The organism is Luteibacter sp. 1214, assembly GCF_031455395.1.
Classification (GTDB): domain Bacteria; phylum Pseudomonadota; class Gammaproteobacteria; order Xanthomonadales; family Rhodanobacteraceae; genus Luteibacter; species Luteibacter mycovicinus.
In genome coordinates this window covers 414,954-431,539 of the sequence record NZ_JAVDSQ010000002.1, presented here as the reverse complement: position 1 = coordinate 431,539, position 16,586 = coordinate 414,954, and the positions used below count along the sequence as shown (strand labels likewise).

The 16,586-nt window shown below is 65.7% G+C and carries 13 protein-coding genes; 12 read left to right on the top strand and 1 reads right to left on the bottom strand.

The window, feature by feature from the left end:
* Nucleotides 1-37: 37 nt before the first annotated feature.
* Complete coding sequence (gene trxA, locus J2X57_RS06510) at nt 38-364, bottom strand: thioredoxin TrxA (protein WP_043696284.1); 327 nt, start codon at nt 362-364, stop codon at nt 38-40.
* A 431-nt stretch (nt 365-795) separates the two neighbouring features.
* Here trxA and J2X57_RS06505 point away from each other — a divergent pair, with 431 nt between their 5' ends.
* The 12 genes from J2X57_RS06505 to J2X57_RS06450 all read left to right on the top strand — a co-directional run bounded on the left by J2X57_RS06505 (nt 796) and on the right by J2X57_RS06450 (nt 16,578).
* A complete protein-coding gene (locus J2X57_RS06505; protein ID WP_309865050.1) occupies nt 796-2,565 on the top strand; it encodes a DEAD/DEAH box helicase in 1,770 nt (589 codons plus the stop codon).
* A 133-nt stretch (nt 2,566-2,698) separates the two neighbouring features.
* Nucleotides 2,699-3,376 carry a cell division ATP-binding protein FtsE gene (gene ftsE, locus J2X57_RS06500; RefSeq protein ID WP_036109778.1) on the top strand — a complete coding sequence of 226 codons (678 nt, stop codon included), beginning with the start codon at nt 2,699-2,701 and terminating at the stop codon, nt 3,374-3,376.
* Complete coding sequence (ftsX, locus tag J2X57_RS06495) at nt 3,373-4,353, top strand: permease-like cell division protein FtsX (RefSeq protein ID WP_309865046.1); 981 nt, start codon at nt 3,373-3,375, stop codon at nt 4,351-4,353. Before ftsE ends, ftsX begins: the two co-directional genes overlap by 4 nt.
* A 15-nt stretch (nt 4,354-4,368) precedes the next feature.
* Nucleotides 4,369-5,208: a response regulator gene (locus tag J2X57_RS06490; RefSeq protein ID WP_051943227.1), complete on the top strand. Its 840-nt coding sequence runs from the start codon at nt 4,369-4,371 to the stop codon at nt 5,206-5,208.
* Nucleotides 5,205-5,912, top strand: coding sequence for a uracil-DNA glycosylase (gene ung / locus J2X57_RS06485; RefSeq protein WP_309865043.1), 708 nt, complete (start codon nt 5,205-5,207; stop codon nt 5,910-5,912). The genes J2X57_RS06490 and ung overlap by 4 nt, the downstream gene beginning before the upstream one ends.
* A 240-nt stretch (nt 5,913-6,152) precedes the next feature.
* Nucleotides 6,153-7,013: an RNA polymerase sigma factor RpoH gene (gene rpoH, locus J2X57_RS06480; protein WP_036109786.1), complete on the top strand. Its 861-nt coding sequence runs from the start codon at nt 6,153-6,155 to the stop codon at nt 7,011-7,013.
* A gap of 82 nt (nt 7,014-7,095) precedes the next feature.
* Nucleotides 7,096-7,776: a response regulator transcription factor gene (locus tag J2X57_RS06475; RefSeq protein WP_079522281.1), complete on the top strand. Its 681-nt coding sequence runs from the start codon at nt 7,096-7,098 to the stop codon at nt 7,774-7,776.
* Nucleotides 7,760-9,133: a HAMP domain-containing sensor histidine kinase gene (locus J2X57_RS06470; RefSeq protein ID WP_309865040.1), complete on the top strand. Its 1,374-nt coding sequence runs from the start codon at nt 7,760-7,762 to the stop codon at nt 9,131-9,133. Before J2X57_RS06475 ends, J2X57_RS06470 begins: the two co-directional genes overlap by 17 nt.
* Before the next feature lie 80 nt (nt 9,134-9,213).
* Entirely contained in the window at nt 9,214-12,414 is a 3,201-nt protein-coding gene (locus J2X57_RS06465; RefSeq protein WP_309865038.1) for an efflux RND transporter permease subunit, read from the top strand.
* Nucleotides 12,404-13,579 carry an efflux RND transporter periplasmic adaptor subunit gene (locus J2X57_RS06460; RefSeq protein WP_036109792.1) on the top strand — a complete coding sequence of 392 codons (1,176 nt, stop codon included), beginning with the start codon at nt 12,404-12,406 and terminating at the stop codon, nt 13,577-13,579. The genes J2X57_RS06465 and J2X57_RS06460 overlap by 11 nt, the downstream gene beginning before the upstream one ends.
* Complete coding sequence (locus tag J2X57_RS06455) at nt 13,566-15,059, top strand: efflux transporter outer membrane subunit (protein WP_308846455.1); 1,494 nt, start codon at nt 13,566-13,568, stop codon at nt 15,057-15,059. Before J2X57_RS06460 ends, J2X57_RS06455 begins: the two co-directional genes overlap by 14 nt.
* A 121-nt stretch (nt 15,060-15,180) precedes the next feature.
* The gene (locus tag J2X57_RS06450; protein WP_309865033.1) at nt 15,181-16,578 is read left to right on the top strand and encodes a coniferyl aldehyde dehydrogenase; all 1,398 of its coding nucleotides are present in this window, start codon (nt 15,181-15,183) and stop codon (nt 16,576-16,578) included.
* Nucleotides 16,579-16,586: the final 8 nt, after the last annotated feature.

Below are 16,586 nucleotides of genomic sequence, written 5' to 3'. Positions count from 1 at the left end.
AAGCGCCTCACGCGGCGGCGTGGGTGAAACGGGGAATTCAGAGGGACTTTTCGATGAACTGGGTCAGCTGACCCTTGCCGACGGCGCCGATCTGGGTGCCGGCGACCTTGCCGTCCTTGAAGATCATCAGGGTCGGGATGCCACGGACGCCGAACTGGCGGGGCGTCTGCTGATTTTCGTCGATGTTGATCTTGACGATTTTCAGTTTGCCTTCGTACTCGCCGGCCAGTTCATCGAGCACCGGAGCGATCGACTTGCACGGGCCGCACCACTCGGCCCAGAAATCGAGCAGGACCGGGGTGTCGGAATCGAGGACTTCCTGCTGGAAGGCAGAGTCGCTCGTATGGGTGATCTTTTCGCTCACCGTGATCTCCAGAATGGGGGTAATAGGGGGTTGACGACCGTGACGCCTGCATCGGCTACACTAAGGAGCCTCATGTCGCGGGTCCAACCGGAACCGAAGGTCTTGGCCATTGCAGCCGCTGGCCCTCATTCCAACGCAACTAGGGGCGCGATTCAAGCGATTCAAGGGCGCCGACGGGATGGTTTCCGTTGACATAGGTGAAAAGGTTAATCGTTTCAAGCCTCTTCACCTATGCCAGCGGGAACCGTCGGGTCGCGCGCCGCCGCCTCCGGCCATCGTGCGCCGGGCGCGTCGTCTGGCCGCCGGACTGACACCTGGCCGCCCCCGACTCTCCCGTGACGCCGGCCGGATCACCCACCGTCCCGAGGCCCGCCCGGCCGCCGGGATGCCGTCGCGCCTCCGCGCGACGAGACGCCAGGCCATTCATACCTATGTCCCAAACCGTTCTCACCGACGTCTTCTACGAAAACCTCGACCTTCATCCGCTTCTCCATCAGGGCCTTGCCGCCGCCGGCATCACCCGCTGCACGCCCATCCAGGCGCTGACCCTGCCGCTCGCCCTGACGGGCCGTGACGTAGCGGGTCAGGCGCAGACGGGCACGGGCAAGACCTTCGCCTTCCTGGTCGCCCTGATGGACCGCCTGCTGAAGCATCCGGCCGCGCCCAACCGCCGCGACGCGGATCCGCGCGCCCTGATCATCGCGCCGACGCGCGAACTGGCCATCCAGATCGAGAAGGACTTCCAGACCATCGGCAAGGCCACCGGTCTGCGCAGCGCGCTCATCTACGGCGGCGTCGATTACGACAAGCAGCGCCAGCAGCTGCGCGACGGCTGCGACATCATCATCGCCACGCCGGGTCGCCTGCTCGACTACCACAAGCAGGACGTGTTCGGCTTCGGCTCGGTCGAAGTCATGGTCATCGACGAAGCCGACCGCATGTTCGACCTTGGTTTCATCAAGGACGTCCGCTTCATCTTCCGCCGCCTGCCGGCCCGCGAGCAGCGTCAGGTGCTGCTGTTTTCCGCCACGCTGAGCCATCGCGTGCTGGAGCTGGCCTACGAGCACATGCACGAGGCCGAAAAGCTGGTCGTCGAGACGGAAAACGTCACCGCCGACCGCGTCCGCCAGGTCGTCTACTTCCCGTCCAAGGAAGAGAAGATGCCGCTGCTGCTCAACCTGCTCGAAGAGACCAAGGCCGAGCGCAGCATCATCTTCGTCAACACCAAGGCCGCCGCCGAGCGCATCACCGATCGTCTCAAGCGCCACAACTTCCGTGTCGGCGCCATCTCGGGCGACGTGCCGCAGGTCAAGCGCCAGAAGCTGCTGCAGCGTTTCCAGGACGGCCAGATCGACATGCTCGTGGCGACCGACGTCGCCGCGCGCGGTCTGCACATTCCCGCCGTCAGTCACGTCTTCAATTACGACCTGCCGCAGGATGCCGAGGACTACGTGCACCGCATCGGCCGTACGGCCCGCCTGGGCGCTGAAGGCGACGCGATCAGCTTCGCCTGCGACCTCTACGCGATGGGCCTTCCGGACATCGAGACGTACATCAACCAGAAGATTCCGACCGCCTCGATCGAAGCGAAGATGTTGGTGATGCCGGCGCCGCGCCCGCGCGCCGACGGCGTGCAGGACGAAGTCGACGATCCGAACGATACGGGCGGTCACATCCCGACGCGCGGCGCACCGCCGGAGAAGGGCGGTCGTGGCGGTCGGGAGGGTGGTCGTGGCGGTTCCCGCTCGGGCGAGCGCTCCGGCAGCCGCGAGCGTCGCCCGCGCCCGCCGCGCGAGGACACCCCGGTCGGTGGCTTCACCGCCGCCTCCACGGAGGTCCCGGTAAAGACCGTGATCGTTGCCGAGTCGGTCGAGGAGCTGCCGGCCGCTGCCGAGGCCATCGCTGCCGATGGCGCCCCGAAGAAGCGTCGCCGCCGTCGCGGTGGTCGTGGCCGCGGCGCGCGCGAAGGCGTGGAGAACGTCGAGGGTAGCGGCGCCACCGATCAGGCCGCAGGCCCGAAGGCAGCCGCCCCGTCGCGTCACGCGGATGGTCAGTCGCGTCAGGGCAGCCGCCCGTCGCGTCAGGTCGCAGCGAACCGCCCGACCGCTGCCGCTGCCGCTGCCGCTCCGGCGCCTGCACCGCATACGCATGAGAAGGTCGGTTTCTTCCGCCGCATCGGCCGGCTGTTCGGCGGCCGGTAAACCCACGACAGGTAGGAGCGCGCCCCGCGCGCGCTCCTGCATCCCGTCCGGCACATGCCCGGCACGTTCCACCCCGCACAACCCACCCGACATCCCTTATCCTCTGGGGTCCAACGGGCCAACAGGTAATGCGGTGATCGGTTTCGATCTGGTGAGCAAACGATACGAGGGCGGTCACCAGGCCCTTACCGATGTATCGTTCCAGGTCGCGGCCGGTGAAATGGCCTTCGTTACCGGGCATTCCGGCGCCGGCAAGAGCACCCTGCTCAAGTTGCTGGCCATGATCGAACGGCCGACCAACGGCGTCGTCACCCTCGACGGCCAGAAACTCAACACGGTCCGCTCGTCGGATATCCCGCGCATCCGCCGCAAGCTGGGCATGGTCTTTCAGGATCACCGCCTGCTCCTGGATCGCACGGTCTTCGCCAATGTCGAACTGCCGCTGGTGATCGCCGGCGTGGCGCCGGCCGACCGGTCGCGTCGCGTGCGCGCCGCTCTGGAAAAGGTCGGCCTGCTCAGCTACGAAAAACAGCTGCCCGAGGCGCTGTCCACGGGTGAGCAGCAGCGCGTCGGTATCGCGCGCGCGATCGTCGCGAAGCCGGCGGTCCTGATTGCCGACGAACCGACGGGCAACCTCGATCCACAGCTGGCCATGGAAATCATGACCCTCTTTGCGGAATTCCAGCAGGTCGGCACGGCCGTCCTCGTGGCCAGCCACGACCTCATGCTGATCAAGCGAATGAAGAAGCGGGTGGTCGTACTCGACCACGGCAAGCTGGTGGCCGACGTGCCTGCGACGGAGGTCGTATGAATACCGTTCGCGAATCCCGTCGTCCGCCGGAGCCGCCGAAGACCCAGCGCAGCGAAGGGCGCAAGGTCGGCGCCTGGCGCGAGCATCACGCCTGGAGCCTGTCGATCAGCTGGCGCCGTCTGGCGGCCCGGCCGCTCAGCACGTTGCTGACCGTCGCCGTCATGGGCGTGGCCCTGGCTCTGCCGCTCGCGTTTTACCTCCTGCTCGGCAACGTCGAGCGTATGGGCGACGCGCTGGGCCGCAACCAGTCCATCAGCGCCTTCATGAAGCCGGGCCAGAACGCGGCCATGGCGGAAACCGCCGCCTCCGCGCTGCGCGGGCGCCCGGAAGTGGCGGACGTCGTCGTTCGCACGCCCAAAGACGGGCTCGATGAGCTCGCCGAAGTCCAGGGGTTTTCCGGCTCCCTGCAGTCCCTCGACGTCAATCCGCTGCCATACGTCCTCTCGGTCCAGCCCCGACCGGGTCTGGCGGCCGAAGATGCCGGACGCCTGGTCGATGCGATGAAGGCCACACCGGGCGTCGACATGGTTCAGGACACCGGCGCATGGCGCCAGCGTCTCGACGCGCTGCTTGGCGTGGGCACACGGGCGGTGAGTCTGCTGGCGGCCTTGCTGGGTATCGCGGCCCTTCTGGTGGTCGGCAACACCATTCGTGTCGATATCCAGAGCCGCAGCGCGGAGATCGGTGTGCTGCTGCTTATCGGTGCCAGCCGTCCCTTCGTTCGCCGTCCTTATCTCTACGCGGGCATCTGGCTCGGGTTTCTTGCCGGCGTTCTGGCCGTGGTGCTGGCCGTCGTGCTCGAACTTGCGATGGCCGGCCCGGTGGGACGTCTTGCCGCCGCGTACGATGGCAGTGTGAGCTTCGGCGGGTTGCCCGCGTGGTTGTTGCTTTCGGTACCCGTCGCCGCCGCGTTGCTCGGCTGGCTGGGTGCCCGTCTGGTGAGTGCACGACAGATCCGTCGCGCCGCGGCGGTCTAGACAAGGGGATTTGGGGTGGCGACTCACATCGGTTCAGGCGTTGCCGGCGCGGCGCCGCGGATTCTCCTGGTCGACGGCTCCAAGGTCGTCCGCCAGCTGATTTCGCGCGTGGTCAGCGCCGAGGTGCCGGGCGTCGAGATCGTGGGCGTCTCCACCGGAGCGGAGGCGCAAGCCGAACTGCAGCGAGGGGTCTTCGACTTCGTCACCGTGGCGCTGCGGCTGCCCGACATGGACGGTCTGGACATCGCACGCTTCGTGCGCGAATCCGCGCCGCAGATCTACATGCCGATCGTCGTCGTCTCCGGCGACGTGGAAGAGCGCCTTCATCGCCGGGAACTCGGCGAGTTCGTCACCGACTACTTCGACAAGTCACTGGGCTTCGGCGCGCTGGCTGAATTCATCCGTGGCTACGTGCGCCCGGAAGGCGGTGCCGAGGGCGAGGTGCTGTACGTCGAGGACAGTCGTGTGGTCGCCCTGGCCACGCGCCGCATGATGGAAAAGTACGGCCTGACGGTGCACCACGTGATCAGTGCCGAAGACGCCATCGTGTACCTGCACGAGGCGAAGGCCCGCGGCGACATGGGCGCCGACATCGTTCTTACCGACGTCAGCCTCAAGGGTGAACTCACCGGTGGCGATCTCGTCGAACGCATCCGCAACGAGTTCGGCTACGGCAAGGGGCAGCTGCCCACGCTGATCATGACCGGCGACGAAAACCCCGCGAACCAGGCCGCGTTGCTGCGCGCCGGCGCGAACGATCTCGTCGAGAAGCCGGTGGAAGAAAAGTTGCTGATCACGAAGCTGTTGTTCCAGTTGCGGGTGGCGCTACACCTGCGTGAAAGGGCGGAAGGTTGAACGAGCGGGTCAAGCTGGAAGCATCGTGGAAGGAGCGGATCGGCGATTACCTCGATCGTCCGGAGATGCTGGCGCTGTCGGCATTTCTGCGCGAGGAGAAGGCGGCGGGGAAGGTCATCTATCCGCCCGGCCCCGAGATCTTCAATGCGTTCGCGCACACGCCTTTCCATCGCGTACGCGTCGTCATCCTCGGCCAGGATCCGTACCACGGTCCCGGACAGGCGCACGGCCTGAGCTTTTCCGTGCGGCCCGGCGTCCGCGTGCCGCCCTCACTGCAAAACATGTTCAAGGAAATCGAGGCCAGCCTCGGTATACCGCGCCCCGACCACGGATGCCTCACGCCCTGGGCCGATCAGGGCGTCCTGTTGCTCAACGCGGTGCTTACCGTGGAAGCGGGACAGGCTGCATCGCATCAGGGCAAGGGATGGGAAGGATTTACCGATGCGGCGATCGACGCCCTCAACCGCGAGCGCGAGGGCCTGGTCTTCCTGCTTTGGGGTAGCCATGCCCAGAAGAAGGGCCAGCTGATCGACGCCAGGCGCCACAAGATTCTGCGCAGCGTGCATCCGTCGCCACTGTCGGCGCATCGCGGTTTTCTGGGCTGTGGGCACTTCGCCGATACGAACGCGTACCTCGAATCACGCGGGGAGGCGCCGATCGACTGGTCGCTGCCGCCAAAGGCCGCTTTGGTCTCCGCCCTTTAAAGTCAGCGTCAAGCCCCAATAACTGTAGCAACGGCGGACACATAGCCGCCGTCGACGCCCTCGGCGCCGCGTTTTCGCGGCCGGGGAGCCGTCTGCCTCCTGAACACCCCGGCATCGACTCTGGACAGGCCGGGGGTATTTCTGTACCATAGCGTACAGTTAACCGATGAACTTCGGGCTGACTTAGCACTCTCACATCGGGACTGCTAATCTGCATACAGACTTCAGGAGGTTCCACACATGTCCCAAGCACTCGTTACCCGTAACTACGGGCTCCCGAGCGTCGTCGGCAGTCTGGATTCCTACATCTCGGCGGTTCATCGCATCCCGGTGCTCAGCCTTGACGAGGAGCAGTCGCTGGCGCGCCGCTTCCGTGACGACGCCGATCTTGACGCCGCCAAGCAGCTCGTTATGTCCCACCTGCGTTTCGTGGTCCATGTGGCCCGCGGCTATAACGGCTACGGCCTGCAGCTGTCGGACCTCATCCAGGAAGGCAACATCGGCCTGATGAAGGCGGTCAAGCGTTTCGACCCGGATCAGGGCGTTCGCCTGGTGAGCTTCGCGGTGCACTGGATCCGTGCCGAGATGCACGAGTTCATCCTGCGCAACTGGCGCATCGTGAAGGTCGCCACGACCAAGGCGCAGCGCAAGCTGTTCTTCAACCTGCGCAAGAGCAAGAAGCGCCTGGGCTGGATGAACGCCGAGGAAGTCCGCGTCGTCGCTCACGACCTGGGTGTCCCGGAAGCCACCGTCCGCGAGATGGAATCGCGTCTGTCGGGTCGTGACGTGGGCTTCGAGGCCCCGGCCGATGCCGATGACGACGACAAGCCGGCACCGGCCGCCTTCCTCGTCGACGAAGGCGCCGATCCGTACGACAACCTCGCCGAGGAAGACGCGAGCAACAACCAGATGGGCGCGCTGTCGTCGGCGCTCGGCAACCTGGATGCCCGCTCGCGCGACATCATCCAGCGTCGCTGGCTGGCGGAAGACAACAAGGCCACGCTGCAGGATCTTGCGGACGAGTACGGCGTTTCCGCCGAGCGTATCCGTCAGATCGAAGCGAACGCCATGAAGAAGATGCGCGTCGCCATCGCGGCCTGAGTGCCCCGTTCGGCGTAAGATCCGGAGCGGCCCCCTCGTGGGGCCGTTTTCCGTTGCCCCTTTGAGTCAGGAGTCCAAGCGGATGCCCAGGGCACTGGTCATCGAAGACGATGAAGTCACCGCCCGCGACATCGTCGCGGAGCTGAGCGCGCACGGCCTGACGGCCGAGTGGGTGGCCAATGGCCGCGACGGGCTGACCCGCGCGCTGGCCGATGGCTACGACATCATCACTCTCGACCGCATGCTTCCCGGCATGGACGGTATCGACATCGTGTCCGCGCTGCGCGAGCGACGTATCGATACGCCTGTGCTGATGATCAGCGCGCTGTCCGATGTCGACGAACGCGTGCGCGGTCTGCGCGCCGGCGGCGACGATTATCTGACCAAGCCGTTTTCACCGGACGAACTGGCCGCGCGAGCGGAAGTGCTGCTGCGTCGTCGCCGGCCCGCCGCCAACGAAACCCGCCTGCGTGTCGCCGACCTCGAACTCGACCTGGTCAGGCACAACGCGCTGCGCGGCGGTCAGCCGCTCACGCTGCTGCCCACCGAGTTTCGCCTGCTCGAATTCCTCATGCGCAATGCCGGTCAGGTCGTCACACGGCAGATGATCTTCGAGCACGTCTGGGGATTCCATTTCGATCCGGGCACCAACGTGATCGACGTCCATATCGGACGCCTGCGCCGCAAGATCGACGGCACGGGGCAGGCGCCTCTGATTCGTACCGTTCGTGGATCGGGGTATCTCCTTGCGCCCGCTGACTGACGCCTGGCGTTCCGCCACCTCACGACTGATCCTCATCTACGGGGCGCTGTTCGCGATCTGGTGTGTCGTATTGCTTGGCGTGGTGCAGTGGGAGGCGTCACGCTACCTGTCGCGCGTGGTCGACCAGATGCTGGTCGCACGCATCCATTATCTGGAAGGCACCGACGCGCGGAACCTTCCAGACACGGTGGCGACGGCCAGTGCGGTCGACGTCCAGGGCTTCATGCGCGTGGGCCTGTTCGATGCCCATGGCCGGCGCGTCGCCGGCAACATCGCCCGCGTACCGGATGAACTGAGCGAGGACGGCACCGTGACCTCGGTGAAGGCCATGCTGGTGGATGCCTCGCGCGACACGCCGATGCGGGCACGCGGCATCACGCGGGAGCTCCCCGACGGACGCCGCCTGGTCGTGATCAAGGACAGCACCACGATCGACGGTCTCGGTGCGATCATCCGGCGCGGCCTGCTCTGGGGTCTGTCGCTTACGTTGATCCCGGGCGTGCTGGGCGGCGTGCTCATCGCACGAGGGCCAGCCCGCCGCATCCGTGCGATTCAGCAAGCCATGGAGCCCATCCGCGAAGGCGACCTAAGCGTGCGTCTGCCCGTGAGCCGCGGCGGCGACGAGGTCGACCTGCTCGCCGCGACGGTCAACACCACGCTGGGCGAAATCGAGCGCCTCCTGGGCGAGGTCAAGGGCGTCAGCGACAACATCGCCCACGACCTTCGCACACCGCTGACGCGCATGCGCACGCGGCTTTACCGTCTGCAGCAACAGTTCGCCGAGACGCCCGAAGGCGATCAGCTGGAAGCGTGCGTTGCCGAGATCGATACGGTGCTGGGACGCTTCCGCGCGCTGCTGCGCGTGTCCGAACTGGAAGATCGCCAGCGCAGCGCCTGCTTCGAGGAACTGGACATCGGCGCGGTCCTGCGCAACGTCCATGACTTCTATGCGCCGCTCGCCGAGGACCGCGGGCAGGCTTTCGAGATCCGGCTGGACAAACTGCCGCCGCTGCGAGGCGATCCGCAACTGATGTTCGAGGCGTTCGCCAACCTCGTCGGCAACGCGATCAAGTTCACCCCGGACGGCGGGGCGGTTCGCCTCGTCGCGACCACCGACGCCGCCGGCGACGCGCGGATCGATATCGCCGATACAGGCCCCGGTATTCCCAAGGGCGAGCGCGAGGCGGTGTTCCGTCGTTTCTACCGCGGGGACGAAACCCGTACGAAGCCCGGTTGCGGTCTGGGGCTGGCCATCGTCAGCGCGATCGTTCGTCTGCACGGGTACTCGCTGTCGGTCGGTGGGGACGAAAAAGGCGCTGTGTTTTCAGTCACCTGCCCCCCGGTCGTAAGCTCATAAACAAATCTTAACTACGACGACGATCGTCATGGGCGCAAAATTCGCCGCGACGCAACATTCGCGCACGGAATCCGTCCCTCATGATTGGCATCGTCCGGATCGCACTCTCGCGACCGTATACCTTCGTCGTCCTCGCCCTGCTGATCCTCATCGTGGGTCCGCTGGCCGCGCTGCGCACGCCGACGGATATCTTTCCCGACATCAAGATTCCCGTCATCGCGGTGGTCTGGCAGTACACCGGCCTGCCGCCGGATCAGATGGTCGGCCGCGTGTCGTCGCCATTCGAGCGGGTGCTCACCACCACGGTCAATGACGTCGAGCACATCGAGGCCAACTCGATCCAGGGCTTCGGCATCGTCAAGATCTTCTTCCAGCCGACGGTGGACATCCGCACGGCGAACGCGCAGGTCACCGCCGTGGCCCAGACGCTGCTGCGCCAGCTGCCCGCGGGCACGACACCACCGCTGATCCTCAACTACAACGCCTCGACGGTGCCGATCATCCAGCTGGCGCTCTCCGGTGACGGCCTGACCGAGCAGAACCTGGCCGATCTGGGCCTCAATATCATCCGACCCCAGCTGACCTCGGTGGCGGGCGCCGCTATTCCGTATCCGTTCGGCGGCAAGACGCGCCAGGTGCAGATCGACATCGATCCGCCGGCTTTGCAGGCCCGCGGACTGTCGGCCCAGGACGTGGCCAACGCCCTCGCGGCGCAGAACCTGATCACGCCCGTGGGCACGCAGAAGATCGGCAAGTACGAATACACCCTGCAGCTCAACAACTCGCCCTCGGTGATCGACGAACTGGGCAACCTGCCGGTGAAGACGGTCAACGGTGCCACCGTGTTCATCCGCGACGTCGCCAACGTGCGCGACGGATCGCCGCCGCAGACCAACATCGTCCACGTCGACGGCAACCGCTCGGTGCTGATGACGGTGCTGAAGAACGGTTCCGCTTCCACGCTGGCGATCATCGCCGGCATCAAGGAGCGCGTGGCGGCAATGAAGGACGGTCTTCCGGCCAATCTCAAGATCGCACCGATCGGCGACCAGTCCCTGTTCGTCAGCGGGGCCATCGAGGGCGTGGCCCGCGAGGGCATCATCGCGGCGGCGCTCACGAGTCTGATGATCCTGCTGTTCCTCGGCAGCTGGCGCTCGACGGTCATCATCGCCACATCGATTCCGCTGGCGATCCTCGGCTCGATCGCCGCGCTCTCGGCGATCGGCGAGACCATGAACATCATGACCCTGGGTGGCCTGGCGCTCGCCGTCGGCATCCTGGTGGACGACGCGACGGTGACCATCGAGAACATCAACTGGCATCTCGAGCAGGGCAAGGACGTGGAGACGGCGATCCTCGACGGCGCGGCGCAGATCGTCACCCCGGCCTTCGTCTCGTTGCTGTGCATCTGCATCGTCTTCGTGCCGATGTTCTTCCTCAACGGCGTCGCCCGCTTCCTCTTCGTGCCGATGGCCGAGGCGGTGATGTTCGCGATGATCGCCTCGTTCATTCTCTCGCGCACGCTGGTGCCGACGATGGCGAAGTATCTGCTTCATCCGCACGATCACGACGATCCCCACGGCGAGGGCAAGGCGCCGTCGCGCAATCCCCTGGTGCGTTTCCAGCGTCGCTTCGAAGCGCGCTTCGAGAAGATCCGCGAGAGCTACCACGGACTGCTGCGACTGGCCCTCGATCATCGCAAGGCGTTCGTGATCGGGTTCATGGGTTTCGTCGTGTTGTCTTTCGCGCTGGTGCCGATGCTCGGTCGCAACTTCTTCCCTTCGGTGGACTCGGGGCAGATCCTCATGCACGTCCGCGCGCCGATCGGTACGCGCGTGGAGGAGAGCGCGCGTCTGTTCGCCGAAGTGACCGACGCCGTACGCCGCATCGTGCCCAGGGAAGAGCTCGGCACCGTCGTCGACAACATCGGCCTGTCCTCCTCGGGCATCAACAACACGTACAACAACACCGGTACGGTCGGTTCGCAGGACGGCGACATCCAGATCGCGCTCAATGAGGGGCACGCGCCCACCGCCGACTACGTCCGCGAGATGCGCGAGAAGCTGCCGCGTGAGTTTCCCGGCGTGACGTTTTCCTTCCCGCCGGCGGACATCATCAGTCAGATCCTGAACTTCGGCTCGCCCGCACCGATCGATCTGCAGGTGCGTGGTCCGAACCTCGACGCCAATTTCGGTTACGCCAGCCGACTGCTGCGCGATATCCGCAAGATTCCGGGCGTGGCGGATGCGCGCATCCAGCAATCGAACGCCAGTCCGACGCTGAAGGTCGACGTCGACCGCAGTCGTGCGCAGCAGGTCGGTATCACCGAGCGTGACGTCACCAGCAGCCTGGGCGTCAACCTGGCCGGCTCCAGTCAGATCGCACCGACGTTCTGGCTCAATCCGCAGAACGGCGTGTCCTATCCGATCGTGATGCAGACGCCTCAGTACAGCATCGACTCGCTGCCGGACCTCGAGAACGTACCGATCAGCCCGAGCACGGGCAATGGTGGCTCGCAGGTCCTCGGCGGCCTGGCCACGGTCTCGCGCACGACGTCGAGTTCGGTGGTCAGCCAGTACAACATTCAGTCGATGGTGGAGATCTTCGCGACGACGCAGGATCGCGATCTCGGTGCGGTCGCCGCGGACATCCAGAAAGTGATCGACGCGAACAAGAAGTTCCTGCCGAAAGCGTCCAGCACCGCTTTGCTGGGTCAGGTGCAGACGATGAACAGCGCCTTCTCCGGCCTGATCTTCGGTCTGCTCGGCGCGATCGTGCTGATCTACCTGCTCATCGTGGTGAACTTCCAGTCGTGGAGCGATCCTTTCGTGATCGTCACGGCGCTGCCGGCCGCCATCGCGGGCATCATCTGGATGCTGTTCGCCACGCATACGACCTTGTCGGTGCCCGCGCTTACCGGCGCGATCATGTGCATGGGTGTGGCCACGGCCAACTCCATCCTGGTCGTGAGCTTCTGTCGCGAGCGGCTCGCCGAGCTCGGCGACGCGACCGCCGCGGCGCTGGAGGGCGGCTTCGTCCGCTTCCGTCCCGTCCTCATGACCGCGCTGGCGATGATCATCGGCATGGCGCCGATGGCACTCGGCATGGGCGAAGGCGGTGAGCAGAACGCGCCGCTCGGCCGCGCCGTCATCGGTGGTCTGATCTTCGCCACGACCGCCACGCTGTTCTTCGTCCCCGTCGTCTTCAGCATGATCCACGCGCGTCGTGGTCACCCGTCCCCCACCCCGGCGAATTCCGGAGAGCCCGTCCATGTCGCCTGATACCTTGCACACCCCTCCGCCGCGCCGTCTCCGTCTCGCTGGCATCATCGCTGCGATCGTGGTTCTCGCCATCGTCGTTGCCGGCGTCGCCACACGCGCCAACGACTCCCATAAGTTGCGCGAGTGGACCGACGATCAGGCCGTGCCCACGGTGAACGTGGTCAGCCCGGAAGGCGGGCAGGGCGGTGGAGACCTCAACCTTCCCGGTCGGCTGCAGGCCTATGCCCGTGCGCCTATCTACGCGCGTACCAGCGGCTACCTGAAATACTGGAAGGCCGACATTGGCCAGAAGGTGAAGGCAGGCGACGTGCTCGCCGAGATCGAGACCCCCGATCTCGACCAGCAGCTGCTTCAGGCGAAAGCCGATCTCGCCAGTGCGCGTGCCAACGAGGCGCTGGCGCAGACCACGGCGAAGCGCTGGCAGTCCATGCGCGACTCGGATTCGGTCTCCAAGCAGGAAGTCGACGAGAAGACCGGTGACTACGACGCCAAGCACGCGCTGGCGACCGCGGCGCAGGCGAACCTCGAACGCATTCAGGCACTCAAGGGCTTCGCGAAGCTGACCGCGCCATTCGACGGTACGGTGACCGCTCGCGAGACCGACGTCGGCGCGTTGATCAACGCCGGTGGCGGTGGCCAGGAACTGTTCGTCGTGTCGGACACGCGCAAGCTGCGCATGTACGTCAACGTGCCGCAGAACTACGCGCCGTCGATCAGGCAGGGCGCCACGGTGAAGCTCACCGTGCCGGAATACCCCGGTCAGACCTTCACCGGTACGGTCGAATCGTCGTCTTCGTCGATCAGCGCGGCGACCGGCACCACGCTGGTGCAGGTATCCGTCGACAACCAGGACGGCAAGTTGCTGCCGGGTGCGTACGCGAGCGTCACCTTCGACCTTCCTGGCAACGTGGCACTCTTCAACGTGCCGGCAAGCGCGCTCGTCTTCGACGACAAGGGCCTGCGCGTGGCGGTGCTCGATGCGCAGAACAAGGTGAAGTTCAAGGACGTCACCATCTCGCGCGACATGGGCAAGACCGTGCAGCTCGGCTCGGGCATCGCCAAGGGCGATCGCCTGATCGAGAGTCCGCCCGATGGCCTCGCCGATGGCGACACCGTCCGCGTCAACGCGCCGAAGAAAGCGGAAGCCGACCATGCCAAGGCGTGATTCCACACGGCAGCGGACCGGCCTGGCCATGCGGGCTGTGATGGGAGCGAACCCTGTCGGCGAAGGCTCCCCGACACGATCGATCCTCGCCGGCCTCGTGGTCTCACTGGGCCTGTCAGCCTGCTCCCTCGCACCCGCGTACAAAACCCCCGACGTCCCCGTCGCCCCGCAATACGCCAACGCGGAATCGCCGTGGACCGAAGCCAGGCCCGCCGATCACCTCGATCGCGACGGCTGGTGGAAGCTCTACGGCGACAGCCGCCTGAATGACCTGCAGACAAAGCTCGTCGCGAATAACGCGTCACTCGCGGCCGCACTCGCCCACTACGAACAGTCCGAGGCGTTCACGCGCCAGGTCCGTGCGGGGCTGTTCCCGCAGATCGGCCTGAACGGTAACGGCACGCGTAACCGCGAGTCGGACACGCGTCCGCTTCGCGGCGCCACGTCGCCGACTTACTACAACTCGTACACCATCGGCGCGCAGCTCGACTACGAGATCGACCTGTGGGGTCGCGTGCGCGACACCGTCACCGCAGGCACGGCGGAGCAGGCGGCATCCGCGGCGGATCTCGCCTCCGCACGTCTCAGCCTCCAGGCGCAGCTGGCTGACAGCTACCTCCAGCTCAATGGCTTCGATCGTCAGATCAAGGTGCTGAACGAAAGCATCGACGCCTTCGCGAAGGCGCTCAACCTGACGCAGTCGCGCCATGAAGGGGGTATCGCTTCCGGCCTCGACGTCGCGCGTGCGCAGACGCAGTTGTCCAGCGCTAAATCGCAGCTGACCCAGGCGCAGGCACAGCGTTCGCTGGTGTTGCACGCCATCGCCGTTCTCGTCGGTGACTCGGCGTCGAGCTTCCAGCTCGCCACCGACGACGAGCAGGTCAAGGTACCGACGATTCCGGTCGAGGTGCCGTCGGTGATCCTGCAGCGTCGCCCCGACATCGCCGCGGCGGAACGTCGTACCGCCGCCGCCAACGCGCGTATCGGTGTGGCCAGGTCGGCGTTCTACCCGCAGCTGACGCTGGACGCTCAGGGCGGTTGGCAAAGCTCGGCGTGGGGCAGCATCGCCACCGCACCGAACCGTTTCTGGGCGATCGGCCCCACGCTCGCGCTCAACCTGTTCGACGGCGGTCGCCGCAAGGCGGTCGTGGCGCAGGCACAGGCAGCGACCGATGAAGCTGGCGCGCGTTATCGCGATGTCGTGCTGAATGCGTTCGCGCAGGTGGAAGACAACCTGACGCTGCTGCGCGATCTCGGCTCGGCGCTGAACGACCAGCGCGCCGCCGCCGATGCGGCGCAGCGTTCGGTCGACCTGTCACTGAACCGGTACCGTGAAGGCGCGGTGGGCTACCTCGACGTGGTGCAGGCGCAGACGACCGCGCTCGACGCACGGCGTAGCGTGATCGACCTGGAAACGCGGCAGCTCCGGGCCAGTGTGCAGCTGATCCGTGCGCTGGGTGGTGGCTGGTCAACGACCTGAGGTTGTCGGTCGGCCTGTAGGAGCGCGCCTTGCGCGCGAAAAGCCTACGCAGCGGTGAAGCCGCACATCTTCATCACTGCGTAGGCTTTTCGCGCGCAAGGCGCGCTCCTACACTAGGCTGATGCTCGATACCTTGCAGCGCCAGAAAGCCGCCCAGCTCGCCGAAGGCCCTCCCTCGGCGTCGGTACGCATCGATCGCCTCGATCGCGCGATCGGCTTGCTCGTCGACCACGCCAGCGACATCACCGATGCGCTCCGCGAGGACTTCGGTCATCGCAGTGTCGACGCATCGATGTTCACCGACGTCGCCGCGTCCATCGAGCCGCTGAAGCACGCGAAGCGCCATCTGCATCGGTGGATGCGACGCGAACGGCGGCCTGTCTCGCCCGCGCCGCTGGCGCTGATCGGCGCGCGTGCCTGGATAGACTATCAGCCCAAGGGCGTCGTCGGCATCATCTCGCCGTGGAATTTTCCGTTCAATCTCACCTTTGCGCCGCTCGCCGGCGTCCTCGCGGCGGGTAACCGCGCGATGATCAAACCTTCCGAGTTCACTCCGCGTTCGTCGGCACTGATGCAGCGAATGATCGGCAAGGCCTTCGATGAGACGGAGATCGCGGTGTTCACGGGCGGCTCCGACGTCGGCGAAGCGTTTTCGCGTCTGCCCTTCGATCACCTGCTGTTTACCGGCGCGACATCGGTGGCAAAACACATCATGCGCGCCGCGGCGGAAAACCTGGTACCGGTGACGCTGGAGCTTGGCGGAAAATCTCCCGCTATCGTAGGACGCGACGCCGATCTCGAACTCGCCGCCAGGCGACTTCTGTTCGGCAAGACACTCAATGCCGGTCAGGTCTGCGTCTCGCCCGATTACGCGCTGGTGCCGCGCAAGCACGTCGATGCCTTCGTCGATGCGCTGTCACGCTCGCTCGCATCGATGTTTCCGACGCTGCGAGACAATCCGGACTACACGTCCATCGTCAACGAGCGTCACCATGGCCGCCTGCTCGGGTACCTCGACGACGCGCGTGCGAAAGGCGCGACATTGAGGGTGCTCGGCAAGGGCGACGAACGCTTCGACGATCGCCGCATCGCGCCAACGGTTGTCCTCGGCGCCGACGATTCGATGGACATCATGCGTGACGAGATCTTCGGGCCGCTGCTCCCGATCCTCCCCTATGACGATATCGATGGTGCGGTCGACTACATCAATGCGCATGCGCGACCGCTGGCCCTGTACTACTTCGGCAACGACACCGGGGAGCAGGAGCGCGTGCTGGCGAAGACGGTCGCGGGAGGCGTCACGATCAACGACACCGTCATGCACCTGGCGATGGACGATCTGCCCTTCGGCGGCATCGGTCCTTCGGGCATGGGTGCCTACCACGGGCACGACGGGTTTCTCACCTTCAGCCACGCGCGGTCGGTGTACCGACAGGCCCGCTTCGACGTGACGGCCATGCTCAGGCCGCCGTATGGCACGACGATAAAGCGGCTGCTCTCTCTCAAGATCCGCCGGTAGATACCGGG

Bases quoted from the DNA above. Each gene is read 5' to 3' on its own strand.
- J2X57_RS06505 (WP_309865050.1), top strand. From the start codon at position 796: ATGTCCCAAACCGTTCTCACCGACGTCTTCTACGAAAACCTCGACCTT.
- ftsX (WP_309865046.1), top strand. From the start codon at position 3,373: ATGAATACCGTTCGCGAATCCCGTCGTCCGCCGGAGCCGCCGAAGACC.
- rpoH (WP_036109786.1), top strand. From the start codon at position 6,153: ATGTCCCAAGCACTCGTTACCCGTAACTACGGGCTCCCGAGCGTCGTC.
- J2X57_RS06475 (WP_079522281.1), top strand. From the start codon at position 7,096: ATGCCCAGGGCACTGGTCATCGAAGACGATGAAGTCACCGCCCGCGAC.
- J2X57_RS06465 (WP_309865038.1), top strand. From the start codon at position 9,214: ATGATTGGCATCGTCCGGATCGCACTCTCGCGACCGTATACCTTCGTC.
- J2X57_RS06460 (WP_036109792.1), top strand. From the start codon at position 12,404: ATGTCGCCTGATACCTTGCACACCCCTCCGCCGCGCCGTCTCCGTCTC.
- J2X57_RS06455 (WP_308846455.1), top strand. From the start codon at position 13,566: ATGCCAAGGCGTGATTCCACACGGCAGCGGACCGGCCTGGCCATGCGG.
- J2X57_RS06450 (WP_309865033.1), top strand. From the start codon at position 15,181: ATGCTCGATACCTTGCAGCGCCAGAAAGCCGCCCAGCTCGCCGAAGGC.